At 63.3% G+C, this 22,293-nt stretch carries 24 protein-coding genes and 1 tRNA gene; 6 read left to right on the top strand and 19 right to left on the bottom strand.

Features of this window, described 5'->3' with window-relative positions:
- Positions 1 to 252: 252 nt before the first annotated feature.
- The 4 genes from RQ479_RS07460 to RQ479_RS07445 all read right to left on the bottom strand — a co-directional run bounded on the left by RQ479_RS07460 (position 253) and on the right by RQ479_RS07445 (position 3,228).
- Positions 253 to 741 carry an NUDIX hydrolase gene (locus RQ479_RS07460; RefSeq protein WP_376704602.1) on the bottom strand — a complete coding sequence of 163 codons (489 nt, stop codon included), beginning with the start codon at positions 739 to 741 and terminating at the stop codon, positions 253 to 255.
- Between the two features lie 197 nt (positions 742 to 938).
- Positions 939 to 1,439, bottom strand: a complete 501-nt coding sequence (gene gpt / locus RQ479_RS07455; protein WP_023674762.1) for a xanthine phosphoribosyltransferase — start codon at positions 1,437 to 1,439, stop codon at positions 939 to 941.
- Between the two features lie 127 nt (positions 1,440 to 1,566).
- The gene (locus tag RQ479_RS07450; protein WP_292657733.1) at positions 1,567 to 2,400 is read right to left on the bottom strand and encodes a universal stress protein; all 834 of its coding nucleotides are present in this window, start codon (positions 2,398 to 2,400) and stop codon (positions 1,567 to 1,569) included.
- A 78-nt stretch (positions 2,401 to 2,478) separates the two neighbouring features.
- Positions 2,479 to 3,228 carry a competence/damage-inducible protein A gene (locus tag RQ479_RS07445; protein WP_376704601.1) on the bottom strand — a complete coding sequence of 250 codons (750 nt, stop codon included), beginning with the start codon at positions 3,226 to 3,228 and terminating at the stop codon, positions 2,479 to 2,481.
- 149 nt (positions 3,229 to 3,377) lie between these two features.
- Here RQ479_RS07445 and RQ479_RS07440 point away from each other — a divergent pair, with 149 nt between their 5' ends.
- Complete coding sequence (locus RQ479_RS07440) at positions 3,378 to 4,358, top strand: alpha/beta fold hydrolase (RefSeq protein WP_376704600.1); 981 nt, start codon at positions 3,378 to 3,380, stop codon at positions 4,356 to 4,358.
- Between the two features lie 184 nt (positions 4,359 to 4,542).
- Here RQ479_RS07440 and RQ479_RS07435 read toward each other — a convergent pair whose 3' ends face one another.
- From RQ479_RS07435 to RQ479_RS07400, 8 genes are all read right to left on the bottom strand, one after another.
- Positions 4,543 to 5,436, bottom strand: a complete 894-nt coding sequence (locus RQ479_RS07435; RefSeq protein WP_023717433.1) for a carbohydrate ABC transporter permease — start codon at positions 5,434 to 5,436, stop codon at positions 4,543 to 4,545.
- A 1-nt stretch (position 5,437) separates the two neighbouring features.
- Entirely contained in the window at positions 5,438 to 6,289 is an 852-nt protein-coding gene (locus RQ479_RS07430) for a carbohydrate ABC transporter permease (RefSeq protein WP_376705884.1), read from the bottom strand.
- A gap of 189 nt (positions 6,290 to 6,478) precedes the next feature.
- The gene (locus RQ479_RS07425) at positions 6,479 to 7,804 is read right to left on the bottom strand and encodes an ABC transporter substrate-binding protein (RefSeq protein ID WP_376704599.1); all 1,326 of its coding nucleotides are present in this window, start codon (positions 7,802 to 7,804) and stop codon (positions 6,479 to 6,481) included.
- A gap of 33 nt (positions 7,805 to 7,837) precedes the next feature.
- On the bottom strand, positions 7,838 to 8,923 hold the full coding sequence (locus RQ479_RS07420; RefSeq protein ID WP_376704598.1) for an ABC transporter ATP-binding protein: 1,086 nt from the start codon (positions 8,921 to 8,923) through the stop codon (positions 7,838 to 7,840).
- Positions 8,924 to 9,086: 163 nt separating this feature from the next.
- On the bottom strand, positions 9,087 to 9,326 hold the full coding sequence (locus RQ479_RS07415; RefSeq protein WP_023674770.1) for a DUF2188 domain-containing protein: 240 nt from the start codon (positions 9,324 to 9,326) through the stop codon (positions 9,087 to 9,089).
- A gap of 28 nt (positions 9,327 to 9,354) precedes the next feature.
- Positions 9,355 to 9,648 carry a DUF982 domain-containing protein gene (locus RQ479_RS07410; RefSeq protein WP_366509690.1) on the bottom strand — a complete coding sequence of 98 codons (294 nt, stop codon included), beginning with the start codon at positions 9,646 to 9,648 and terminating at the stop codon, positions 9,355 to 9,357.
- 62 nt (positions 9,649 to 9,710) lie between these two features.
- Positions 9,711 to 10,028, bottom strand: coding sequence for an SH3 domain-containing protein (locus tag RQ479_RS07405; protein WP_376704597.1), 318 nt, complete (start codon positions 10,026 to 10,028; stop codon positions 9,711 to 9,713).
- A 108-nt stretch (positions 10,029 to 10,136) separates the two neighbouring features.
- The gene (locus tag RQ479_RS07400) at positions 10,137 to 11,240 is read right to left on the bottom strand and encodes an NADH:flavin oxidoreductase/NADH oxidase (RefSeq protein WP_376704596.1); all 1,104 of its coding nucleotides are present in this window, start codon (positions 11,238 to 11,240) and stop codon (positions 10,137 to 10,139) included.
- Between the two features lie 153 nt (positions 11,241 to 11,393).
- On the opposite strand from RQ479_RS07400, the gene RQ479_RS07395 reads away from it, so the two are divergent.
- The gene (locus RQ479_RS07395; protein WP_023674774.1) at positions 11,394 to 11,972 is read left to right on the top strand and encodes an NUDIX domain-containing protein; all 579 of its coding nucleotides are present in this window, start codon (positions 11,394 to 11,396) and stop codon (positions 11,970 to 11,972) included.
- Between the two features lie 65 nt (positions 11,973 to 12,037).
- Here the strand turns inward: RQ479_RS07395 and RQ479_RS07390 are convergent.
- Positions 12,038 to 12,123, bottom strand: a tRNA-Leu gene (locus RQ479_RS07390).
- 281 nt (positions 12,124 to 12,404) lie between these two features.
- Here RQ479_RS07390 and RQ479_RS07385 point away from each other — a divergent pair.
- A complete protein-coding gene (locus tag RQ479_RS07385) occupies positions 12,405 to 12,857 on the top strand; it encodes a cupin domain-containing protein (RefSeq protein ID WP_376704595.1) in 453 nt (150 codons plus the stop codon).
- 87 nt (positions 12,858 to 12,944) lie between these two features.
- On the opposite strand, the gene RQ479_RS07380 is transcribed toward RQ479_RS07385, so the two are convergent.
- Positions 12,945 to 13,190 carry a hypothetical protein gene (locus tag RQ479_RS07380; protein ID WP_376704594.1) on the bottom strand — a complete coding sequence of 82 codons (246 nt, stop codon included), beginning with the start codon at positions 13,188 to 13,190 and terminating at the stop codon, positions 12,945 to 12,947.
- A gap of 237 nt (positions 13,191 to 13,427) precedes the next feature.
- On the opposite strand from RQ479_RS07380, the gene ade reads away from it, so the two are divergent.
- Positions 13,428 to 15,233, top strand: coding sequence for an adenine deaminase (gene ade, locus RQ479_RS07375; protein ID WP_376704593.1), 1,806 nt, complete (start codon positions 13,428 to 13,430; stop codon positions 15,231 to 15,233).
- Positions 15,234 to 15,486: 253 nt separating this feature from the next.
- On the opposite strand, the gene RQ479_RS07370 is transcribed toward ade, so the two are convergent.
- The 3 genes from RQ479_RS07370 to RQ479_RS07360 form a co-directional block, all read right to left on the bottom strand.
- Positions 15,487 to 16,650: an alpha/beta hydrolase gene (locus RQ479_RS07370; RefSeq protein ID WP_376704592.1), complete on the bottom strand. Its 1,164-nt coding sequence runs from the start codon at positions 16,648 to 16,650 to the stop codon at positions 15,487 to 15,489.
- Between the two features lie 132 nt (positions 16,651 to 16,782).
- Positions 16,783 to 17,856 (bottom strand): alpha/beta hydrolase, encoded by a 1,074-nt coding sequence (locus RQ479_RS07365; RefSeq protein WP_254817699.1) that lies wholly within the window; start codon positions 17,854 to 17,856, stop codon positions 16,783 to 16,785.
- A 103-nt stretch (positions 17,857 to 17,959) separates the two neighbouring features.
- Positions 17,960 to 19,354: a hypothetical protein gene (locus tag RQ479_RS07360; RefSeq protein WP_376704591.1), complete on the bottom strand. Its 1,395-nt coding sequence runs from the start codon at positions 19,352 to 19,354 to the stop codon at positions 17,960 to 17,962.
- Positions 19,355 to 19,480: 126 nt separating this feature from the next.
- Here RQ479_RS07360 and ilvA point away from each other — a divergent pair, with 126 nt between their 5' ends.
- A complete protein-coding gene (gene ilvA / locus RQ479_RS07355; protein WP_376704590.1) occupies positions 19,481 to 20,737 on the top strand; it encodes a threonine ammonia-lyase IlvA in 1,257 nt (418 codons plus the stop codon).
- The gene (locus RQ479_RS07350; protein ID WP_376704589.1) at positions 20,734 to 21,306 is read left to right on the top strand and encodes a DUF1697 domain-containing protein; all 573 of its coding nucleotides are present in this window, start codon (positions 20,734 to 20,736) and stop codon (positions 21,304 to 21,306) included. Before ilvA ends, RQ479_RS07350 begins: the two co-directional genes overlap by 4 nt.
- A gap of 8 nt (positions 21,307 to 21,314) precedes the next feature.
- On the opposite strand, the gene RQ479_RS07345 is transcribed toward RQ479_RS07350, so the two are convergent.
- Entirely contained in the window at positions 21,315 to 21,608 is a 294-nt protein-coding gene (locus RQ479_RS07345; protein WP_292664826.1) for a DUF2218 domain-containing protein, read from the bottom strand.
- Positions 21,609 to 21,686: 78 nt separating this feature from the next.
- Entirely contained in the window at positions 21,687 to 22,127 is a 441-nt protein-coding gene (gene gloA / locus RQ479_RS07340) for a lactoylglutathione lyase (RefSeq protein WP_376704588.1), read from the bottom strand.
- Positions 22,128 to 22,293: the final 166 nt, after the last annotated feature.

The following is a 22,293-nucleotide window of genomic DNA, read 5'->3' as shown; positions in this document are numbered from 1 at the left end:
ACCGGCCTCGAAACTTTTCCGGTCGCGCTCTCAACAGGAGCGCATGGCCTATAAAAGGCGACTCGTTTTGCGGCGTCAAGGATTCGTTTGCGTAGCTTTTATGACCCCAACATCTTGTGTGTCACATATGTGGATAACGGGGACAGAAGCGCGCTGATTTCCGTTTTTGCAGAGACAAGCCTGGTGCCGGCGACGCTCGAAAGCCCTTCGCCGCAGCGAAGAGCCATGCCGACTCGGAAGCCATGTGCCGACTCAGTTGAATCGATGCGGATCAGCACCGAAATGAGCGATGATCTGACAAAGGTCGGGCTCGTTGACCATGCGTACTGCCTCTGCGGCGCTGACCCATTTGCGGATGCGGGCCCGCTTTTCCTTCCACCGGTCGGCGACCTTGTCGACGTGCAGCGGGAATACCAGCACCTCGCACGGCACTTCCTCGCCGGACGCCAGCACCTTGGCATAGAAATAGCGGCCGGCCTCGTGATGCGAGATCGTGCCGCGCAGCCCGGCCTCTTCCCCGGCCTCGCGCGCCGCCGCTTCGCAAAGCGGCTCCTTTGCTTCCGGCCAGCCCTTGGGAAGCACCCAGCGGCCGGTGTCGCGGCTGGTGATCAGCATGATCTCGACGCCGTGCCCGCTATCGCGCCAAGGCAAGGCCGCAACCTGCAGGCGACACGCCGCCGTACCGAAGAGTCGCCGGACCCTTTCGGCCAGATGGTTATGCGTCGTTGGCCTCGTCAACATCGGAGAAGCTTGCCCCAGCTCCCAGAATCATTTGCCGTCTCGTGAATCTTACGGCTAATCATAAGCAATGAAAGTAAAAAACTTCATATCGACTTGTTAACTACGCCAACAGGCGTAGATTCAGGAAATATCGTGCGCCCCGGCACTTTTTCAAGGAGTGTGCGCCAGCGCGTTCCGAAGGGAACACGTTGCGCGAATCAGCCGGCGTGGTCGTCGGCGATCGGCTTTTGGTAGGTGAAGCCCATGTCCCAGGGAAAGTAGATCCAGGTGTCCTGGCTGACCTCGGTGACGAAGGTGTCGACCATCGGCCTGCCTTTCGGCTTGGCATAGACGGTGGCGAAATGCGCCTTGGGCATCATCGCGCGCACAATGCCTGCCGTCTTGCCGGTGTCGGTGAGGTCGTCGATGATCAGCACGCCGGCCCCGTCATCGGCGAGCAGTGCCGGCGTGACCTCCTTCAGCACCTGCAACTGCCCCTGGCTGGTATAGTCGTGGTAAGAGGCAACGCAGACCGTCTCGATGATGCGGATGCCAAGCTCACGTGAAATGATGGCGGCCGGAACCAGGCCGCCGCGCGTGATGCAGACGATCGCCTTCCATTGCCCCTTGTTGGCGCCGGCAAGCCGCCAGGCGAGCGCGCGCGCATCGCGGTGGAACTGGTCCCAGGAGACCGGGAAGGCTTTTTCGGGCAGGGACATCTTTCGCGCACTCCGCAAGCGCGCATCGCGCGCAGACACTAAGGAATGCGCGCGGAATTAACTGGAAAGGCTTGGCCTTGGCAAGGGGAGTGGCAAAGCGATTGTCCTGCCAGCGGTCCCTACGAACTTACCGCGACAGGAAAGCCGCCACCGGCGCGGTGCGCAGCACCGTCCGCGTCACTCCGCCGAACAGCAGCTGGCGCAGCCAGGAATGGCTGTAGGCGCCGAGCACGAGCAGGTCCGCACCCGATTCGGCGACCCTGGTCTGGATGATGTCGTCGACCGAGGCGCCGCCGGACCTCAGCACCGAGACGCTGACCGTCGCGCCGTGCCTGGACAGCGAGGCGGCGATCTCGGCGCCGGCCGTTTCCGGCGCCTCGTCGAGCGTGTCCGGCGGGTCGATGACGATGATGTCCGTCTTCTCGGCCTCGATGATGAAGGGCAGGGCATCGAAGGCCGCGCGCGCGGCCTCCTTGCTGCCGTTCCAGGCGAGCAGCACATGCTTGAAGCTGGTGACGAGGGGGCCCAAATGCGGCACCACCAGCACCGGCCGGCCGGCGTCGTAGACCAGCGTGTCGACGTCGGCGCTCGGATCGCTGCCCGATTCGCGCTGGGCGGCGATGATCAGGTCCGCGGTGCGAACGGTCGAGATGCCGGTCAGCGCACTGTCGCCGGAAAAACTCTCGAGGCTGCGCCATTCGAACGACAGGCCGGAATTCTCGACGCGCTTGTGAAAGGCGACCTGCAACTTCTCGGCCCGCTCCCGGTTCATGTCGGCCGAAACCTGCAGGAACTCGGTGTCCGGAAAGCCGGTGGCCGAGGTGTAGGGCACGGGCAGCGCCTCGGCATGGATGCCGATCAGATGGCTCTGGAACCGGCTGGCCAGCGGGATCGCGCAGTCGAGCACGCGCTCGGCGTCCTGTTCGTTCTGCAATATGGCGACGATGGTCTTGAAGCGCATGGCAATCCCTCACTTCTTACGGCGATCCCACTCGTGACAAACGTCACTGCGCGATGCTTGGTTCCGTCACTCCGCCGATCAGCCCACCCTGCTTGCCCTGGTCAAGCTCGCCACCATAGCCTCTACATCGGCGCGTGCCGAGTCCAGCGTCTGCTGGCTGCGGGCCCGCACCACCAGTTCCGTCCAGAACTTGCCGTCGCCATATTTCGGGTAGGAGCCGATGATCGTGTCCGGATGCGCCTTCTGGATGTCGCCCAGCGGGCCGCCGATCAGGCCTTCGCCGAACGGACATTCCACGGTGGCCGACAGCATTTTGGTGCCGGCCCGCAATGTCGGCACGACGTTGTCGAGCATCGCCTGGAAAATCGCCGGCACGCCGGCCATGACATGGACGTTGCCGATGCGAAAGCCCGGCGCAACCGACACCGGATTGTCGATGTGGTCCGCGCCACGCGGCATCCGCGCCATGCGCTTGCGCGCTTCGGTGTATTCGATGCCGCGGGCAGCATAGCTTGCTTCCAGCAGGGCGTAGGCCTTGGCGTCGTATTCGCATGGCACGCCAAAGGCCTTGGCAACAGAATCGGCGGTGATGTCGTCATGCGTTGGGCCGATGCCGCCGGTGGTGAAGACATAGGTGTAGCGGGCGCGCAGCGCATTCACCGCAGCGACGATCTCGTCTTCCTCGTCCGCAACGATGCGCACTTCCTTCAGGTCGATGCCGATCGCCGTCATGATGTCGGCGAGGTGGCCGATGTTCTTGTCCTTGGTGCGGCCGGACAGAATCTCGTCGCCGATGACGAGCATGGCGGCGGTGACGATTTCGGTCATGGCAGGCTCCGGCAACGGGTCGCCTGAGATAGCGCGGCGAACGGCCGGCGGCAATGCCGCCAAACGGCGGATCCACCTGTACCACCGCCCTTGCAGTGGACCCTTCGGCGGGTGATGCTGCGTGCCGGTTTGGGGCCTTGAGCAAGAACATGCCGTTATCGATTCTTCTATGGCTGCTTGGCGTGCTGTTTTTGCTGGCCATGGCAGCCTATCCGTTGCTGGCGACGCGGCGGATTGCGGCGAAGGCCGAAAAGCTGGTGCCGGCCAGCGGTAAATTCATCGAGATCGACGGCAACCGCATTCATTATGTCGAGACGGGCGAGGGGCGGCCGATCGTCTTCCTGCACGGCCTTGGCGCGCAGCTTCATCATTTCCGCCACAGGCTGTTCGGACGCTTCGGCCCGAACTATCGGCTGATCGCGCTCGATCGTCCGGGTTCCGGCTATTCGGTGCGGGCCGGGGGCGCCAGCGGACGGCTGCCCGAGCAGGCCGAGATCGTGCGGCGCTTTATTGAGGCGCTTGGGCTGGAAAAGCCTCTGGTCGTCGGCCATTCGCTGGGTGGCGCCATCGCGCTGACTCTGGCAGTCGAGCATCCAGAGGCGATTTCCGGCATCGCCTTGCTGGCACCGCTGACCCATCTGGAGCTGGACGCGCGCGAGAAGTTCGGCCCGCTATACGTCAAGTCGCCGCTGCGGCGCCGGATCATGGCTCACACGGTGGCGATCCCGGCGGCTTTCAAATACGCAGAGCGCACGCTGGCCTTCATCTTCGCGCCGCAGGCGACGCCGGCCGACTATATGGTCGAGGGCGGCGGCTGGTGCGGGCTGCGGCCAAGCCATTTCTACGCAACGTCGACCGATGTCGTGGCCATCGAGCAGGATCTTGGCCGCATCGAGCAACGCTATCGCGAGATCACCATGCCGGCCGGCATTCTGTTTGGTGCTTCCGACATCGTGCTGGGCATCGATATCCATGGCTGGCCGGTGATGGAAAAGATCAGCGGGCTCGATTTCGAGCCGGTCGAGGGTCTTGGCCACATGCCGCAATTCGTCGAGCCGGAACGGGTCGTCGCTTTCATCGAACGCATTGCCGACCGCGCATTTGCGCCGAAGTCCGACACCGGCAGCTGACACCCTCCCGGGACCTCGCGCATTCCTCACGCAAAGCTGTGCAGGCCTGCCCCGACGCCAACGCCATCACCAACGTCAACGATCAATACTGCGGCAAGTAGCCCGCCGCAGCCTCGGCCGGCAGGGGGCCCGCGCCGGGGCAACCCGGCCGTCGGGAATACTCCGAACCCAATCACGATGTCGGCTATTCCTTCACGGCTCCGGTCATTGAGGAAACATAGTGCTCGACAAAGAACGAATAGAGCACCACCACCGGCAGCGAGCCGATCAGCGCTCCGGCCATCAGCGCGCCCCATTCATAGACGTCCGAGCGCACCAGCTCGGTGAGCACGCCGACAGGCACAGTCTTGTTTTCGGACGACTGGATGAAGGTCAGGGCGTAGATGAACTCGTTCCATGACAGCGTGAATGCGAAGATGCCGGCGGAAATCAGGCCCGGCACCGACAGCGGCAGCACGATCTTGGTGAGGATCTGCCAGCGGCTTGCCCCGTCGATCAGCGCGCATTCTTCCAGCTCGAACGGGATCGAGCGGAAGTAACCCATCAGCAGCCATGTGCAGAACGGGATCAGGAAGGTCGGATAGGTGAGGATGAGCGCGAAGGGCGTGTCGTAAAGCCCAAGGTTGAACACCATCACCGAGAGCGGAATGAACAGGATCGAGGGCGGTACGAGATAGGCGAGGAACACCGCGAGGCCGACCTGCCGCGCCCCGGAGAACCGCAAGCGTTCGATCGCATAGGCAGCGAACACCGCAGCCAGCAGCGACAGGAACGTGGCGGCGGTCGAGATGATGATGGTGTTGAGCAGCCAGCCCGGATAGGATGTCTCGAAGAGCAGGTAGCGAATATGCTCGAGCGTCGGATGCACCACCCAGAACGGATTGAAATTGGCGTAGTCGGTCATCTCGAGGTTGGGCTTAACCGCCGTGATCGTCATCCAGTAGAACGGAAACAACAGCACGATGACGAATATCAGCAGCGGCAGGTAGACCGTCACCACGCGGCGCGGCACACTCTGCAGGTAGCCCATGCCGCCTTCGTCGAGTTCAGGGCGTTTGCTCGTTTCGATCGCGGTCATGTCAATCTCCGCCGCCCTGCTGCCATTTGCGGCGTTGCAGGCCAAAGTAGCTGAACAGGATCGCTGCCAGCAGGAACGGGATCATGGCGACCGCGATCGCGGCGCCTTCGCCAAGCTGGCCTCCGGAAATGCCGCGCTGGAAGGACAGCGTCGCCATCAGGTGCGTGGCGTTCACCGGCCCGCCGCGGGTCAGCACATAGATCAGCTGGAAATCGGTGAAGGTGAACAGCACCGAAAACGTCATGGTTATGGCGATGATCGGCGTCAGCAGCGGCAGCGTCACATAGCGGAACAATTGCCAGCGGCTGGCGCCGTCGAGCGTGGCGGCCTCGTAGAGCGACTGCGGAATCGTCTGCAGGCCGGCAAGCAGCGTGATCGCCACGAAAGGAATGCCGCGCCAGACATTGGCGGCGATGACCGAGGCGCGCGCATTCTCGGGATCGCCGAGGAAATTGATGCGGTGGTCGATCAGGCCCATTTCCATGAGCGCCCAGGACAGGATCGAGAACTGCGAATCGTAGATCCACCAGAAGGCGATCGCCGACAGCACCGTCGGCACCACCCAGGGCAGCAGGACGATCGCGCGGAAGAACGATTTGAACGGCAGGTTCTGGTTGAGGATAAGCGCCAGCCAGAGGCCGAGCGCAAACTTCAGGATCGAGGCGCTGATCGTGTAGAGCAAGGTGTTGAAGACGGAGAGCCAGAAGACGGCGTCGTCCCACAGATATTCGTAGTTCTCGATGCCGATGAAGATGCCGGGGCGGCCGATGCGGGCATCGGTGAAGCCGAGCCAGACGCCGAGCCCGAGCGGATAGGTCAGGAAGACCAGCAGCAGTGCCGCCGCCGGCAGCATGAAGCCGAAGCCAAGTGCGTTATGACTTTCAGACACGAACGTCAAAATGCGCGACAGCGTCGACCGGCGTGGCTGAGCGGCAGCGGAGGTCACGGCCATGGGTCGGCTCCTCTAAGGTCTCATTGAACGGCCGGGAGGCCATGCGCGATTCGAAGCCGGGCAGCATGGCTGCCCGGCTTCGAATCCGGCTCAAACGCGATAGTAGCGGTTTGCGCGCTTCTCGGCTTCTTCCATCGCTTCTTGCGGCGTCGCCTGGCCGGTCACCGCCTTGGCGAACATGTCGACCAGCACATAGTCGGCCATGGTCGCTGCCGAGGCATAGCCGAGCGGGCCGGCATAGCCGTTGGGCCGCAGCGTCGCCGAGGCCTTGGCGTAAGCGGCATTGTTCGGATCGGCCGTCCACACCGGGTTGTTATCGAAGGCTTTGAGCGTCTGGCAGCAATAGCCCGCCGAGGACGTGATCCACTTGGACATTTGCGGTTCCTCGAACATGAACTGCAGGTAGGCCTTGGCGGCGTTGGGGTAGGGCGTGTAGTCGAAGATCACGGCCGTGGTCACCTGGAACAGCTCGACGGATTTCCCGACAGGACCGATCGGCAGGTTGGTCGTGCGCGTGTCCTTGGCGATTTCGGTCAGTTTCGGATCCTTGTCCTTGTTGATCTTGGCGGTGTTGTAGGCGGAAATGCCATTGGCGATCACGCTAAGTTCGCCGGCCAGGTAGGCGCGGTTGTTGTTGACGTCGAGCCAGCTCTCGGTGCCGGGAATGAAGGTTTTGTAGAGTTCCTGCGCGTATTCGATCGCCTTGAGGGTCTCGGGGCTGTTGATCGTCACCTTGCCGCTCTCGTCGACCATTTTGCCGCCGTGGCTCCACAACAGCCAGTGGGCGTAGTTATTGCCGTCGCCGACGCCATGGCCATGCGTGAAGCCGGCCGGGTGCCCCTTCGCCTGCAACGCCTTGCAAAGTTCGAGCAAGCCTGCCGTGTCCTTCGGAAATTCGGAGAAGCCGGCCTCCTTCACCCAGCTTTCGCGATAGACGATGGCATTGCCGATGGTCGCCAGCGGCAGGCCGAGGAATTTGCCTTGCCGCGTCGCATATTGGTGCGGTCCGTCGTACCAGCCGCCATATTTCGAGCCGAGATATTCGCCCAGTTCCGTCACGTCGTGCAGCTTGTCGGGATATTGGTGCGGGTCGTCGAACCAGACGAACATCAGGTCCGGGCCGGAGCCGACATTGGCGGCGACCGCCGCCTTGGGGCGGATGTCCTCCCAGCTTTCCTTGTCGACGCGGACCTCGACGCCAGTCGCTTCGGTGAAGCGCTTGGTGTTGGCCAGCCATTGATCCTCGTCGCCCTGCACGAAAGGCGACCAGCGCAACAGCCTGAGCTTGGCGCCGTCCTCGGGCTTGTATTTCAATCCCTCCTGGGCAAAGGCGGGAGAGCCGATGAGCCGGCTTCCCAAGGCTCCCGCCGCCACGCCGGCGGTGGTGCGGATCACGTCGCGTCTGGTGAATTTCATGCTCGCTTCCTCCTGCTTATTGTCCTTGCCGTCCTACTGCTCGATGGGTGTTTCGAACCGCTGTCCGGTTTTGCCGTGAAAGAGATGGATGAGGCCAGGCTCGGCCGTAAGCCGGATGGTTTCGCCCGGCGTGAAGGAATGGCGTTCCCGGAAATTGGCGACGATCTCCTCGCCGCCGGCGGTGCGGCCGATGAGCTGCACTTCGGACCCTGTCGGCTCGACCACCACGACGGTGACCGGAATACCGTCGTGGTCGGACAGCCGTAAATGCTCGGGCCGTATTCCCAGCACGACCGGCTCACCATTGCCGATGGAAAGCGCCGACGCCAACGGGACCGAAATCCCTCCGGCGCCGCGAAACGACGGCGAGCCGTCGCTTACGATCTCGCCCCTGAGCATGTTCATGGCGGGCGAGCCGATGAAGCTGGCGACAAAGAGATTGTTCGGTCGGTCGTAGAGTTCGAGCGGCGGCCCGATCTGCTCAACGATGCCGTCATGCATGACGACGATCTTGTCGGCCATGGTCATCGCCTCGATCTGGTCGTGGGTGACGTAGACCGTCGTCGTCTTCAGGCGCTGGTGCAGTTCCTTGATCTCGGCGCGCATCTGCACCCGGAGCTTGGCATCGAGATTGGACAGCGGCTCGTCGAACAGGAAAACCTGCGGGTCACGCACGATCGCCCGGCCCATGGCGACGCGCTGGCGCTGGCCGCCGGAAAGCTGGCGCGGATAACGATCGAGCAGCGGCACCAGTCCCAGGATTTCGGCAGCGCGCCGCACGCCGGCATCGCTCTCCGTCTTGGGAACGCCCTTGAGCATCAGCGAGAACGCCATGTTCTCGGCGACCGTCATATGCGGGTAGAGAGCATAGTTCTGGAAGACCATGGCGACGTCGCGCTCCTTTGGCGCAACGTTGTTGACGATACGTTTGCCGATCGCGATTTGGCCGCGCGAGATCTTTTCCAGGCCGGCGATCATTCTGAGCAGCGTCGACTTTCCGCAACCCGAAGGACCGACCAGCGTGACGAACTCGCCGTCGTTTATATCGACGCTGACCCCGTGCAGGACCTCGACGGTCCCAAATGATTTGTAGACATCGCCGATTGCGACAGACGCCATCGATCTCCTCCCGACTAATTCCTGCAACGACTTCGAAGGAAACCGCTTTCTTGCCTGGCCCGCGACAGCGCCCAGGCTCCTCCCGGTCACGCGCGATGTGAGACGGTAGCGCTACCAAACCGACCTGTAAAGCACGCCAGCATCACCTGGATATCGACACACTCTAATCCGAAACCTCGGTCTGCGGCCGGTCGCGGCCGTCTGCGAGCTCGTCGTGCCATTTGCCGTCGGCGTCCTCGTACTGGATGCCGTCGGTGTTGCCGGCGACCTGCTGTTCGGCCGAAGCGATCTCGGCGGCACGCAACGCGTCCTGATGGGTGGGGAACGTTTCGGAGAATGTCGAGCCGACCTTGTAGGCCCAGCCTCCGTCATGCTCGACGATCTTGTAGGTCAGTTTCGCCATGAAACCCTCCGGTTGAAAGCCCGTTGCCTCAATGCAGCTTGTCGTCGGCCAGTCTGTCGTCTGGCAGCCTGTCGTCTGCGACCAGCACGTCCGATTCCCTGGCGGCTTCGATCAGTGCCCGGCGCGCATCCGCCGTCGAACGATAACCTTCCAGCACTTTTAGGCAAGTGTCGAGGGCATCACGATGACGCGGCCCGCGATTGAGTGGCCAGACCGTCATCAGGCACTCCGCCGCCTCCTGGGCGCTGCGGATATGGCGATACTTGCCGACATGGCCGAGTTCGACCACGACCGGCTTTTCAAATGGCTTGCTGTCCATCATCGCCGCCAACGCGGAGCGGCCGATTTGGTTGCAACTGCTATTTTAGCTCAGGCTAAAATAGCTCAATAGCCGCAGTCGTTGCGCAGCCAGCGCGCATTCGCCCAGCCGGTGCCGCCGCCGAAATCGACCTTGTACCAGTTTCCGCGGCGGTCGAAGATTTCGGTTTGGTCGCCGTTGAACAATTGCCCGATCATGCGCGACGACGAGGTCGGCCGGGCCCGAACGGCTAGAAAGCCGCTTCCCGTTGCTAGGTTGTAGTGCCTGGAAAGACCGTGCACCGTACCTTCGCAATATTGCGCCCCGGCCGGCGTCGATGCGGCGAACGACAGCCCAGCCAACACCGCGGCGGCAGCCGCAATGGAAATCCCCCTGAACGACATGTCCCTGCTCCCCCAACCCGCCGCGCCCAGCCGCGGCCCCGGCCACTCTACACCGGCAGAGGATCAAAGCGAAGCTATGGTGCCCTGTCCAGCGAGACGAACCCGCCGTCAGTTCGCTGCCTTCATCCAATGCTGCATCGTTGTCACCGAGCGGGCAAGCTGCGGCGCCGGGTGGATTTTTTCGCCGAAGGTGGCCGCGGCGCGCCAGCCCCAGCGCGGATCGGCAAGAAAGGCGCGCGCCAGCGCCACCATGTCGGCGCGGCCGTCGGCAACGATCGCCTCGGCCTGTTTCGGATCGTCGATTAGACCGACGGCCCGCGTCGGGATGCCGACGGCTTTACGCACCGCTTCCGCCAGATGCACCTGGTAGCCGGGCCCGGACGGCAGCTTCTGCAACGGCGAATTGCCGCCGCTCGAGCAGCAGAGATAGGCGACGCCGGCTTCCTTCAGCGCTTTTGCCACTTCGATCGCATCCTCGACGTCGAAGCCGCCATCGACCCATTCCTTGATCGACAGACGCGCGCCCAGCATCAGCCTGGGCACCGCCTTCTTCACCGCCTTGGCGATCTCGACGGCGAAACGCATGCGGTTTTCCAGCGAGCCGCCCCAGCGGTCGGTGCGCCGGTTGGGGAGCGGCGACAGGAACTGGAAGATCAGATAGCCATGCGCGGCATGCAGCTCGATGAAGTCGAAGCCGGCGCGCTCGGCCCGCTTTGCCGCTTCGGCGAAGCGTTCGATGATTTGCAGGATCTCGTCATCCTCCAGCGCCCGCGGCACCTGCCAGCCGGTGTCGTAGGCGATCGCCGACGCCGACACGATCGGCCACGGGTCCTGATCGGCGGTCAGCGGTCCGCCGCCTTCCCAGGGTTTGCGGTTCGACGCCTTGCGGCCGGCATGGGCAAGCTGCGTGCCGAATTTCGTGCCCGGTGCGGCGACCCGCTTGGCTGCATCCAGGGTGCGTCGCGCCGCCGCCTCATTGTCTTCGGAATAGAGGCCGAGACAGCCATGCGAGATGCGGCCGCGCCGTTCGACATCGGTCATCTCCACGGTGACCATGCCGGCGCCCGACATTGCCAGGTTCATCCAGTGATAGAGGTGCCAATCGCTGGCTGAGCCGTCCTCGGCCGAATACTGGCACATCGGCGCGACCGCGATGCGGTTGGGGAAGGTGAGGCCGTCGAGGGTGATCGGCTGGAAAAGCGGTGAGGTCATAAAAAACTCCGGGAAGGGTTGCCGCTATTTATGCAGCCGATTGCAGATGCGCCAGACACGAGAGGGTGAACCGGCGCACTGGACCAATTGGTGACCCGATTGCACGAACCGCCGTTCGCGGCTACGCCTTGCCGCGGCAGCAGGGAGTCCACCATGGAAGATCGCATTCGCATCCGCTCTGAGGAAGTCCTTTCCGACGAATGGGCGGTTTTGAAAAAAACCGTCTTCGACTATCGCCGGCGCGACGGCAAATGGGAAACGCACACCCGTCAGACCTACGATCGCGGTGACGGCGCGGTGATCCTGCCTTTCGATCCCGACCGCTCGACGGTGCTTCTGGTGCGGCAGTTCCGCTACCCTGCCTACGTCACCGGCCACAAGGAGCCGCTGATCGAGGCCTGCGCCGGTCTGCTCGACGAAGACGATCCCGAAACCTGTATCCGCAAGGAGGCCGAGGAGGAACTCGGCTACCGCCTGAAGGACGTGCAGCGGCTGTTTTCGCCCTATATGAGCCCCGGCAGCGTAACCGAGCGGCTCTGGTTCTTCGTCGCCCGCTATTCGCCCGCCGATCGCATTTCCGACGGTGGCGGCGCCCATGACGAAGGCGAGGACATCGAGGTTTTGGAAATGCCGCTCGACGAGGCGCTGGCCGGCATCCACGACGGTCGGATTATCGACGCCAAGACGATCATCCTGATCCAGCATTTGAAGCTGAACCCGATCGGGAGGTGAGGCGGCCAGAACCGGGTCGAGCGGCCTGGTCTCCAGTTACGAAGGGTATCAAACGAAGACCAATCTGGTGCGGACGACGGGAATCGAACCCGTACGATCAGAGATCGAGGGATTTTAAGTCCCTTGCGTCTACCAATTCCGCCACGTCCGCAGGCCAGCCCTTTTCAGCCGGCAGCCAAAGGCCGTCAAGCCGTCTTCTGCCGTCGACAAATCCGGCACTGGAAGCTAGCGAGGGCCGATCGCCTACAGTGATACAAACAAAATCGTTTCACCTGGAAATATTTTTAGCGGCAGCTTCCGAGAGTATCGCGAATGCGCGTCCGCCGTTTGCAGGATGCGTTCGGGCGCTCTGCTCTGATAGACTCCAATTGGCAAGTGGATCAGCGCGCCGATACTCGACGCCGTCCTCTACGAACCACTGGAGAGATTGTCATGCTCAAGCTTGCCTCAGCTCTGGCACTGCTGCTTGTTGGGACGGCGCCTCTGTTTGCCGATGAGATGCCGATGAACGCCAAAGACATCAAATGGGGTCCCGCTCCTGCTGTCATTCCCGCTGGCGCGGAAATGGCTGTTATCTCCGGAGATCCCTCAAAGGACGGCGCCTATGTGCTGCGGTTGAAGACACCCGCCGGCTACAAAATTGCCGCACACAATCATCCCACCACGGAATACGTAACGGTGCTTTCCGGCAACTTCCATATTGGAATGGGCGATAAGCTCGACGAGACGAAAGGTGTCGAACTGACTGCTGGCGGCTTCGGCGTCGCACCGGCCGGAATGAATCACTTCGCCTGGACGACAAGCGATACGATCATCCAGGTTCATGGCGAGGGGCCATTCAAGATCACCTACGTCAACCCGGCAGACGATCCGAGCAAGAAGTGACAGTTCGGGATCGAATTGATTGAACCGGCTGAAGGCTCGAACGATGGAGTGCGTCAAACTCCGCGACCGTCGATTCAGAAGGATCCTCTAACGAGACGAAAGCTGATTGGCCGCAACGGAATCGTATTCCGCTTGGGCCATTTTGCCGTGAATCGCGCCGAAACAAAAACCCGCCTCGGGAGGCGGGTCGTTGGAGCCAATTGGCACCATACCTAAATTAGTAGCATAGCTGCCGGCACAAAGCAAGAACAAAGTTGCTGCGGCTGGCGCAAAAGCATAAAGCCTTTGTCCTGCCTTCCCGGCGTTGTCGATTGGCGAAAGCGGTGGTGGCATCAATCTCCCTCCTTGAGGGGGAGATGGCCGGCAGGCCAGAGGGGGTCGTCGCGCGTCGAGCGCCAGCCTGTTTTGTTCGCGGTAACGGTTCGCGTCAGGACGTCCCGACCCCTTCTGTCGCCTTCGGCGACATCTCCCCCTCGAGGGGGGAGATCGGCGGTTTCGCCGTCGGCGCTTACTTCCTCGCTGGTCAAAATCCTCGCGGCTTGGCACAGTCGGGCAAAGAGGAGCCTGTTGATGCCGAAGAATGCGACGAAACCAAAACCCTGGGCCGAGATGGCGACGCATCTGGTCGATGTCGCCATGGGCCGCAAACCCGCCGATCTCGTCATCCGCAACGGGCGCTGGGTCAACGTTCATTCCGGCGAGATCATCGCCGGCACCGACATCGCCATCGCCGGCGGCCGCTTTGCCTATTGCGGGCCGAATGCCAGCCATGCCATCGGCCAGGGCACCAAGGTGGTCGATGCCGGCGGGCGCTATCTGGTGCCGGGGCTTTGCGACGCGCATATGCATGTCGAGAGCGGCATGGTGACGGTGACGGAATTCTGCCGCGCGGTGATCCCGCACGGCACCACATCGATGTTCATCGATCCGCATGAGATCGCCAACGTGCTCGGCCTGCCGGGTGTCCGGCTGATGCATGACGAGGCGGTCGCCATGCCGGTCAACGTGCTCGTGCAGATGCCGTCCTGCGTGCCCTCCGCTCCGGGGCTCGAGCATGCCGGCGCCGAGCTGACCGTCGCCGATGTTGCCGAGGCGATGACCTGGGAGAACATCGTCGGGCTCGGCGAGGTGATGAATTTTCCGGGCGTCGCCGCCAATGATCCGGTGATGTCGGGCGAGATCGCCGCGACGGTGAGGGCCGGCAAGACCGTCGGCGGGCACTATGCCTCGCGCGATCTCGGCCTGCCGTTCCACGGCTATGTCGCCGGCGGCCCCGAGGACGACCACGAAGGCACGCGCGCCGAGGACGCCATCGCCCGCGTCCGCCAGGGCATGAAGGTGATGCTGCGGCTGGGCTCGGCCTGGTACGACGTGGCCTCGCAGATCAAGGCGGTGACGGAGAGCGGCCTCGACCCGCGTAATTTCATCCTGTGCACCGATGACAGCCATTCCGGTACGCTTGTGCATGAAGGCCATATGGACCGGGTCGTGCGCCACGCCATCAGCCAAGGCTTGAAGCCGGTGACGGCGATCCAGATGGCGACGCTCAACACCGCCCAGCATTTCCGGCTGGAGCGCGAGATCGGCTCGATCGCGCCAGGGCGGCTTGCCGATCTGCTGATCGTCTCCGACCTGGCCGAAATGACCATCGACGAGGTCTATGGCCGCGGCGTCAGGCTGGCCAAGGGCGGCAAGCTCGAAATCGACATTCCGGCCTACGACTATCCGAGGACAGCGAAGAACACGGTCAAGCTCGGCAAAAAGCTCAAACCCGGCGATTTCGACATCGCGGCACCCATGGGCGCCAACGAGGTGCGGGTGCGCGTCATCGGCGTCATCGAGAACCAGGCGCCGACGCGGGCGCTCGAGGCCGATCTGCCGGTCGAAGAGGGGCTGGTCGCCATGGACCGCCGCAACGATGTCTGCCAGATCGCGCTGGTCGAGCGCCACAAGGGCACCGGCGGCGTCACCAACGCCTTCGTCTCCGGCTTCGGCTATATCGGCGACTGCGCCATGGCCTCGAGCGTGGCGCACGATGCCCACCACATCATCGTCGTCGGCACCAACAAGCAGGACATGGCTCTGGCCGTGAACCGGCTGGGCGAGGTCGGCGGCGGCGTCGTGCTGTTCTCCAAGGGCAAGGAGCTGGCGCTGGTCGAGATGCCGATCGCCGGGCTGATGTCGGACGAGCGCGCCGAAATCGTCGCCGCCAAGGCGGACCAACTCAGCGACGCCATGCGCCAGATGGGCTGCTCGCTCAACAACGCCTACATGCAGCACTCGCTGCTGGCGCTGGTCGTCATCCCGGAGCTCAGGATTTCCGACGTCGGCCTGATCGACGTGACGACCTTCCAGAAGGTCGATCTGTTCGTTTGAACGCTGGCGGGACAGCCCCCCTCTGTCCTGCCGGACATCTCCCCCACGAGGGGGGAGATCGGCAGCTTCGCCGCCGGCGCTCGTTCAGCACGGTTGGCGATTGGCGAAAGCCGAGATGACGTCCGATCTCCCCCCAAGTGGGGGAGATGTCCGGCAGGACAGAGGGGGGCGCGAAGGATCGCTACGGGGCGTTTTTGTTGACTCGCGACCAATCACAATTATTGGCGATTGGCAGAAGAGGTCATCAACCGTCTCACCCGCCGGTGGCGATGGTCAGCACCTTGAACGGCGTGGTGATGACGATTTCGGCGACCGAGCCGACGGCCTTGCCGAGGCCCTGGCCGAGATTGTCGAGCTGGGCCGGCGCGGTCTCTTCGGAGGCTAGGCCCGCCGGCGCGCGCAGTCGGTCGCCGAGCAGCTGCACCAGGAACGGGTTGTCGGCGAATTTGGCGTGGTTCAGCCGGTCGCCGCCCTTGGTCTTGGTCAGGTCGACCACCGAGACGCCATAGCTGGCGAGGTCGGCCGCGTCGCCATAGTCGCCGACGCGCGGCTTGTCGCCGGAGATCAGGGTCGACAGCCTGAGCGCCCGGTCGTCGCCCGAAAGCAGCACGGCGAACGGCTTGTCGGGCTTGCCATAGCGGATCATCTGCTTCTTGAACACGTCGACGTCGATGTCGGGGGAAGCTAGGATGACATAGCCGAGCTTGCCGCCGAGGTCGCGCTCGCCGGTGATGGCAAGCTGGCGCAACGCTTCCATCGTCACCCAGGTCCCCATCGAATGGGCAATGATGTCGATGCTCTTGGCGCGGCTCTTGGCGAGCATGCGCAGCGTCGCTTCGAGATCGTCGCGCGCCGCATTGGCGCTTTCCTTGTCGTAGATATAGCCGGTCGTCTTGCCGCTCGACGCCCACGAAAACAGCACTGGTGTGCCGGGGTATTTCGTGTCGTGCGCGATCTGCGTCAGCCGGTAGATACCGTCGTCGAAGCCGTTGTTGAAGCCGTGCACGAAAACCAGCGCGCGGTCGCCGCGCATGGCGATATCGGCGCCGACCGCCTTGGCGAATTGCGGCGCGCCTTCGTAAAAGGTGACGCCGGTCGCCGTGAAATCCTTCGCCGGATTGCTGTTGGCCGAGCCCTTGACCCGCTCGATGGCGCCGAGCTGGTGGATTTTGGGCACCGTCACCTCGACGCTGGCAAAGCTGGTGGTCGGCGAACGGTCGCCGTCGAACACCTGCCGGGGCTCCTTCGTTGCCTTTTGCCGGGTCGTGGCGACGAAGATCTTATGCGTCGCCGCGATATCGGAAGCAGGCACGGTGATCGTCGTCTTGTTGAGCAGATCGTGCGTGTTCTGGCCGGCGCAGCCGGTAACTGCGAGCGCGAACGCAACGACGAGAAAGATCTTCGAAGGCACGATCACGCGGGCTCCCGCAAAGGCGACGTCGAGCCGGAGACGTCTTGGCCTATTCGATAGAGGCAGAGCCCGGCACGGTCCAGTTCAAACTGTTTCGATGGTGCGGCAATGGTCAACAACGACTGCCGCGCAATGCAGCTATTGTCCGACCGAGGCGATGCGGTCGGTCACCTCGCGGTCGCTGGCAAACCCGTCATCCTCGCGCAGCTTCTGGCCGATCAACTGCACCAATTCCGGATTGTCGGCGAATTTGGTGTGGTTGAAGCGGTCGGCGCCCTTGACGCTGGAGAGATCGACGACCGACACGCCATAGCTGGCGAGGTCCGCGGCGTCCTTGTAGTCGCCGACCCGCGGCCGCGCACCGGCGATCAGGCCCGATAACCTGAGCGCCCGGTCGTCGTCGGAGAGCAGCAGGATGAACGGCTTGTCCGGCTTGCCGTAGCGGCGCATCTGGCTCTTGAACACGTCGACGTCGATGTCGGGCGAGGCCAGCACGACGTCGCCGAGCTTGCCGCCGAGATCGCGGTCACCGGTGATGGCGAGCTGGCGCAGCGCCTCCATGGTGACCCAGGTCCCCAGCGAATGGGCGACGATGTCGATGCGCCGCGCACCGGTCTGCGCCAGCATTCTCAGCGTCACTTCGAGCTGGTCGCGGGCAACGCTGGCGCTTTCCTTGTCGTAGACATAGTCGGTGGTCTTGGCGCCCGACGCCCAGGAAAACAGCACCGGCGTGCCCGGATAGCCGGAATCATGGGTGATCTGGGTGACGCGGTAGACGGCGTCGTCGAAGCCGGTGTTGTAGCCGTGGACGAAGACCATGACGCGGCCGCCGCGCGCCGCGATGTCGGCACTGAGCGCGCTGGAGAATTTCGGCTGGGTGTCGTATCCGACGACCTCGGAAGCCATGAAGTATTTGGCCGGATCGTCCGACTTGCCGCGCGAGCGCCGCTCGATCTGGCCTGTCTTGTGGATGCCTGGGACGGTGACGTTGACGCGGGCATAGTTCAGCGTCGCCGAGCGCTCGCCGTCGAAGACCTTGTTGGGATCGTCGGAGCGCTTGCGCGTGGTGGCGATGAAGATCGAGTGGTTGCCGGCGATTTCCGTCACCGGCACCGCCATCATGGCGCTGCCGAGCAGCTCCTCGGTTTGGCGGCCGCCGCAGCCGGCGAGCAGCGCGGCAAGGACAATGATGCAAATCGTCTTCAAGGGCACTTAAGCAATTCCACTCCGGCCTAACCAAAGGCCCATCCACCTCCGCCGCACCTCCCGGACAGGCGAAGTGCGGCAGAAGTAAGTCGCAGGCGCTGAAATGCGCTCAGCGCCTCGCGACGGCCATCGCACTGTTGCGCGAAAGCCAGAACGGCGGCAGGAAAGCCGGAATGTTGGAAAAGGGCAGCACTTCCGGCTTGAGACGAATGCCGAGCACGTCGGTCATGAAGGCGCGGCGCGCCTCGATGCGGCGCCAGGCTTCAGGATGGCGCGCTGCGATCTCTTCGCGCAGCGCCTCGTCGGCCAGCGCGATGCCGTCCTCGATGTTGGTGGTGAAATAATCGGTGCCGGTCGCCGGGATGATGTCGGCCTGCAAGGCCATGCCCGACTTCAACCTGATGTCGGAGCCGGTAAATACCGGCGAATGCATCCATTCGTCGATATGGACGAGATGGCCGGGATTGAGCGACACGCCAAAGAACGGATCGCCGATGCGGTCGTGCACCGCTTGCCACAGCGCGCCGCCGGGGACGCCGATGCCGACCGTCTCGTACCAGTCGACGACGGCGCAGAAATAGGGCGCGACCAGCTTCTCGACATAGTCCTGGATGCCCCTCGGAAGCTCGGCCGCATATTCGACCAGAAACCCGGCGCGGGCGTTGAGCGAGCCCTGGATGCCGTAGGCCATGGTGATCGGGTCGCCGCGCTTGATGACGTCAAGACGCGGGCTTGGTAGGCCATAGGGCGCCCGCTTGCCAGCCGACAGCATCGGGTGGCAGCATTGCGGCAGGCCGTTGATGCCCATCAGCCGCGCCGCCTGCAATTCGGTCATGCCGGGTTCGATGCCTTGCAGCACATTGCGCAGCCCCTGAGAGGAATAGGTCGCGGCGAATTCGAACGCGGCCAGCTGGTCGGCCTCGTTGATGGCGCGCAGGCCGTCGGCAGGGTTCATCAAAAGGTTCGCCGCGTTGACGATCACGCCCCTATCGCCGGCAAGGCTGCGCAACGTGTCGGCGATGAAAGACGGCAGGTCGAGCGTCGTTTCGCCAAAACCGGCATCGCCGGGGCCGAACGGCTTCCAGCCGATGGCGCCGATGCGCTGGCCGGTTTTCAGGCCGCAATCGACGAGGATGTCGGCCAGCGCTTGCGAGCGGTCGCGCGGCTGCGCCGGCAGCGAAAACGTCTGGTAGAGCACGCGCTCATACGGTCCGTCGCAGATCTCGGCATAGCCCCAGCCCTCGTTGCCGACCAGCAGTTTCGGCGACTTGCCGGGAACGATGACCAGCAGCGTCTCCTCGAAGCGCGGGTCGTACCCGCAGAGATAGGCGACATTGGCCGCATGTTCGCGGTCGCCATAGACGACGAAGGCATCGAACCCGCCGCCCGCGACCAGCGCCGCTATGCGGGCCTCAAAGGTGGCGCGCATAACCAGCGGCATCACCGTCGGCTCGCCGAACTCCGGCAGCGACACCGTTTTCTGGGCCACCGATGCGACAGGCATGAATAGACGCTCCTAACGGCCAACGAGGTTTTGGGAACACCCTTTCGGGGTGGCCGGACAATGGCTTCGCGAGGCCGGATATGCAATAGCGGGACCGAATTCGCCTAGCCTGTGGGTGCTCTTGCCATGACCAGTTTCTCCTCTCGCGTCGCTGCCGCCGCTGCCGCGATCCGCGAGATCTTTCCGGAAACACCGCTGCAGGAAAACGACTATCTGTCGAAGAAGACCGGCGCGCGGGTGCTGCTGAAGCGCGAGGACCTGACACCGGTGCGCTCCTACAAGATCCGCGGCGCCTTCAACTTCTTCCGCAAGACGCTCGCCGCCGGCAACGCTGCCGAGCTGTTCGTCTGCGCTTCGGCCGGCAATCACGCGCAGGGCTTTGCCTTCGTCTGTCGCCATTTCGGCAAAAAGGGCGTCGTCTTCATGCCGGTGACGACGCCGCAGCAGAAGATCGACAAGACGCGGCTGTTCGGCGGCGAATTCGTCGAGATCAGGTTGGTCGGCGATTTCTTCGACGACTGCTACCGCGCGGCACTCGAATTCACCGAAACTGCCGGCGCACACATGGTGCCGCCTTTCGACCACAAGGACATCATCGAAGGGCAGGCGACCGTCGCCTACGAGATATCAGGCCAGATGCCCGGCGCGCGCATGGCTGATATCGTCATGCTGCCGGTCGGTGGCGGCGGCCTGGCCGCCGGTGTCACCCATTATTTCGCCGACCAGCACCGCGAAACGCGCTTCGTCTTTTGCGAGCCGGCCGGCGCCCCGAGCCTGAGCGAGAGCCTTGCCGCCGGAAAGCGGGTCAAGCTCGCCAAGGTCGACAATTTCGTCGACGGCGCGGCGGTGGCCGAGATCGGCCGCGAGCCGCTGCGCCACCTCAGGGAGTTTGCCGCCGACACCGTGCGGCTGATCCCGGAAAACCGGCTCTGCGCCACCATGATCGAAATGCTCAATGTCGAAGGCGTCGTGCTCGAGCCGGCCGGCGCGCTGGCGATCGATGCGCTCAAGGATTTTTCCAGGAAGGAAATCAGGGGCAAGACCATCGTCGCCGTGGTGTCCGGCGGCAATTTCGATTTCGAGCGGCTGCCGGATGTGAAGGAACGGGCGCTGCGCTTCGAGGGCTTGAAGAAATACTTCATCATCCGCTTTCCGCAGCGGCCCGGCGCGTTGCGCGATTTCCTCGAATTGCTTGGCCCCGATGACGACATCGCCCGCTTCGAATATCTGAAGAAATCGGCGCGCAATTTCGGTTCGGTGCTGATCGGCATCGAAACCAAGGACCGCCGCAATTTCGACCTGCTCAAGGCAAATTTCGACGCCGAGAGTGTCCACTATCAGGACATCACCGACAACGAGACGCTCGCCGGGTTCATCATATGAGCAGCAACGATCTTCCGAACGCTCAGGCGAAGGTTTTTATCGCTCTGTTTTCCGGCATCAATGTCGGCGGCAACCGCATCGTCAGGATGGCGGAACTCAGGTCATTCTTCGAGCAGCTCGGCTTCTCCGATGTTGCCACCTATGTGCAGAGCGGCAACGCCGTCTTCCGGTCGCCAGATGGCGATGCGGCGACGCTGACCAGGCGGTTGGAAGCGGAATTCGAGAAGAAATGGGGGTTCCATTCGCGCATCATGGTGCGCGATCTCGGCTGGCTCGAGCGGCTGGCGGCGGACAATCCCTATCCGGAAGTGGCCGGCGAGCCGACCAAGCTGCACGCCTATGCGCTGGAGCGCCGGCCGACCGCCGAGGAGATCGCTCGGCTGGCGGAAAAATGCACCGGGCCCGAACGCTTCGAGATCAAGGGCGACGTGCTCTACCTGCATGCGCCCGACGGGCTCGGCAAATCGGTCTTTGCCAATCTCATCCCGCGCGTTCTGAAGGTGCCCGGCACGGCGCGCAATTGGCGCACCGTGCTGACGCTGCTCGAGATGGCCAAGGCCGGCGGTTAACAGGTCGTCTACGCGGCCGGAGCGCGTTTCCAGTCGAATGCCAGCTCCTCACGGAAGGCGAAGCGCTTGATGTGCTCGGCGACGACCGTTTCCAGGCGCTCGAGCGAGCCGGCTTCATCGGTCGTCACCGCAATGTGCAGCGCAGCCGGGTCGGCATCGAGAACCGTGCGGCCGAGCGTCAGATCGATGGTGCCGTGGTTCGGGTCGAATTCGACCGGAAACTTGTGCGCCCAATGTTTGCACAGCTGCTGCAGATAGCGGCTGGCATGTTCGGTGGCGACGTCGACATGGCTGCTCGGCATGAATGAATTCTCCCTGGCAATGCGGACGCGAAAACCGAACCAGGGCCCGCCTGCGTCCGTTCAAGATGGCGTGATCGGCTACCAGCTGCCGGTGTTCGGCATCGACGCCCAGGGCTCGGCCTTCGGCTTTGCCGGACCTTTCTGCAACAGCTCGATCGAGATGCCGTCCGGCGATTTGACGAACGCCATGTTGCCGTCGCGCGGCGGCCGGTTGATGGTGACGCCATTGTCCATCAGCCGCTGGCAGGTGGCGTAAATGTCGTCGACCTCATAGGCGAGATGGCCGAAATTGCGGCCGCCCTTGTAGTCTTCCGGATCCCAATTGTAGGTCAGCTCGACCAGCGGCGCCTTCTCGGAGATGCCGCTTTGCTCGTCTTCGGGCGCGGCGAGGAAGATCAGCGTGTAGCGGCCTTGCTCGTTTTCATGGCGGCGCACTTCCTTGAGGCCAAGCTTGTTGCAGTAGAAATCGAGCGAAGCATCGATGTCGGCGATGCGGACCATGGTGTGCAGATAGCGCATGATTTCCTCCTTATGTTGCGTTGCGGCGCAACATAGGGGCGGCCCGGCCAAAGGGCAATTGGCCACGCTCGCCGGCGCCGGCAAATGACAAATCCGCTATTCCTGTACGGAACCGTGAAAAAAGGCACGTCAGGTCTTGCACACACCGGAAGCCGCGGTGTTAATC

This window comes from Mesorhizobium sp. ISC25, assembly GCF_042295465.1.
Taxonomy (GTDB): Bacteria; Pseudomonadota; Alphaproteobacteria; order Rhizobiales; family Rhizobiaceae; genus Mesorhizobium.
Note: the sequence above shows the minus strand (reverse complement) of the source record. Positions and strands in the feature narration are given on the sequence as shown.

Excerpts from the sequence above, each read along its gene's own strand:
- RQ479_RS07460 (WP_376704602.1), bottom strand. The coding sequence starts at position 741 with ATGTTGACGAGGCCAACGACGCATAACCATCTGGCCGAAAGGGTCCGG.
- gpt (WP_023674762.1), bottom strand. The coding sequence starts at position 1,439 with ATGTCCCTGCCCGAAAAAGCCTTCCCGGTCTCCTGGGACCAGTTCCAC.
- RQ479_RS07450 (WP_292657733.1), bottom strand. The coding sequence starts at position 2,400 with ATGCGCTTCAAGACCATCGTCGCCATATTGCAGAACGAACAGGACGCC.
- RQ479_RS07445 (WP_376704601.1), bottom strand. The coding sequence starts at position 3,228 with ATGACCGAAATCGTCACCGCCGCCATGCTCGTCATCGGCGACGAGATT.
- RQ479_RS07440 (WP_376704600.1), top strand. The coding sequence starts at position 3,378 with ATGCCGTTATCGATTCTTCTATGGCTGCTTGGCGTGCTGTTTTTGCTG.
- RQ479_RS07435 (WP_023717433.1), bottom strand. The coding sequence starts at position 5,436 with ATGACCGCGATCGAAACGAGCAAACGCCCTGAACTCGACGAAGGCGGC.
- RQ479_RS07430 (WP_376705884.1), bottom strand. The coding sequence starts at position 6,289 with ATGCTGCCGGCGGCGGCACTGCTGCTGGTCTTCCTGACCTATCCGCTC.
- RQ479_RS07425 (WP_376704599.1), bottom strand. The coding sequence starts at position 7,804 with ATGAAATTCACCAGACGCGACGTGATCCGCACCACCGCCGGCGTGGCG.
- RQ479_RS07420 (WP_376704598.1), bottom strand. The coding sequence starts at position 8,923 with ATGGCGTCTGTCGCAATCGGCGATGTCTACAAATCATTTGGGACCGTC.
- RQ479_RS07415 (WP_023674770.1), bottom strand. The coding sequence starts at position 9,326 with ATGGCGAAACTGACCTACAAGATCGTCGAGCATGACGGAGGCTGGGCC.
- RQ479_RS07410 (WP_366509690.1), bottom strand. The coding sequence starts at position 9,648 with ATGATGGACAGCAAGCCATTTGAAAAGCCGGTCGTGGTCGAACTCGGC.
- RQ479_RS07405 (WP_376704597.1), bottom strand. The coding sequence starts at position 10,028 with ATGTCGTTCAGGGGGATTTCCATTGCGGCTGCCGCCGCGGTGTTGGCT.
- RQ479_RS07400 (WP_376704596.1), bottom strand. The coding sequence starts at position 11,240 with ATGACCTCACCGCTTTTCCAGCCGATCACCCTCGACGGCCTCACCTTC.
- RQ479_RS07395 (WP_023674774.1), top strand. The coding sequence starts at position 11,394 with ATGGAAGATCGCATTCGCATCCGCTCTGAGGAAGTCCTTTCCGACGAA.
- RQ479_RS07385 (WP_376704595.1), top strand. The coding sequence starts at position 12,405 with ATGCTCAAGCTTGCCTCAGCTCTGGCACTGCTGCTTGTTGGGACGGCG.
- RQ479_RS07380 (WP_376704594.1), bottom strand. The coding sequence starts at position 13,190 with ATGCCACCACCGCTTTCGCCAATCGACAACGCCGGGAAGGCAGGACAA.
- ade (WP_376704593.1), top strand. The coding sequence starts at position 13,428 with ATGCCGAAGAATGCGACGAAACCAAAACCCTGGGCCGAGATGGCGACG.
- RQ479_RS07360 (WP_376704591.1), bottom strand. The coding sequence starts at position 19,354 with ATGCCTGTCGCATCGGTGGCCCAGAAAACGGTGTCGCTGCCGGAGTTC.
- ilvA (WP_376704590.1), top strand. The coding sequence starts at position 19,481 with ATGACCAGTTTCTCCTCTCGCGTCGCTGCCGCCGCTGCCGCGATCCGC.
- RQ479_RS07350 (WP_376704589.1), top strand. The coding sequence starts at position 20,734 with ATGAGCAGCAACGATCTTCCGAACGCTCAGGCGAAGGTTTTTATCGCT.
- RQ479_RS07345 (WP_292664826.1), bottom strand. The coding sequence starts at position 21,608 with ATGCCGAGCAGCCATGTCGACGTCGCCACCGAACATGCCAGCCGCTAT.
- gloA (WP_376704588.1), bottom strand. The coding sequence starts at position 22,127 with ATGCGCTATCTGCACACCATGGTCCGCATCGCCGACATCGATGCTTCG.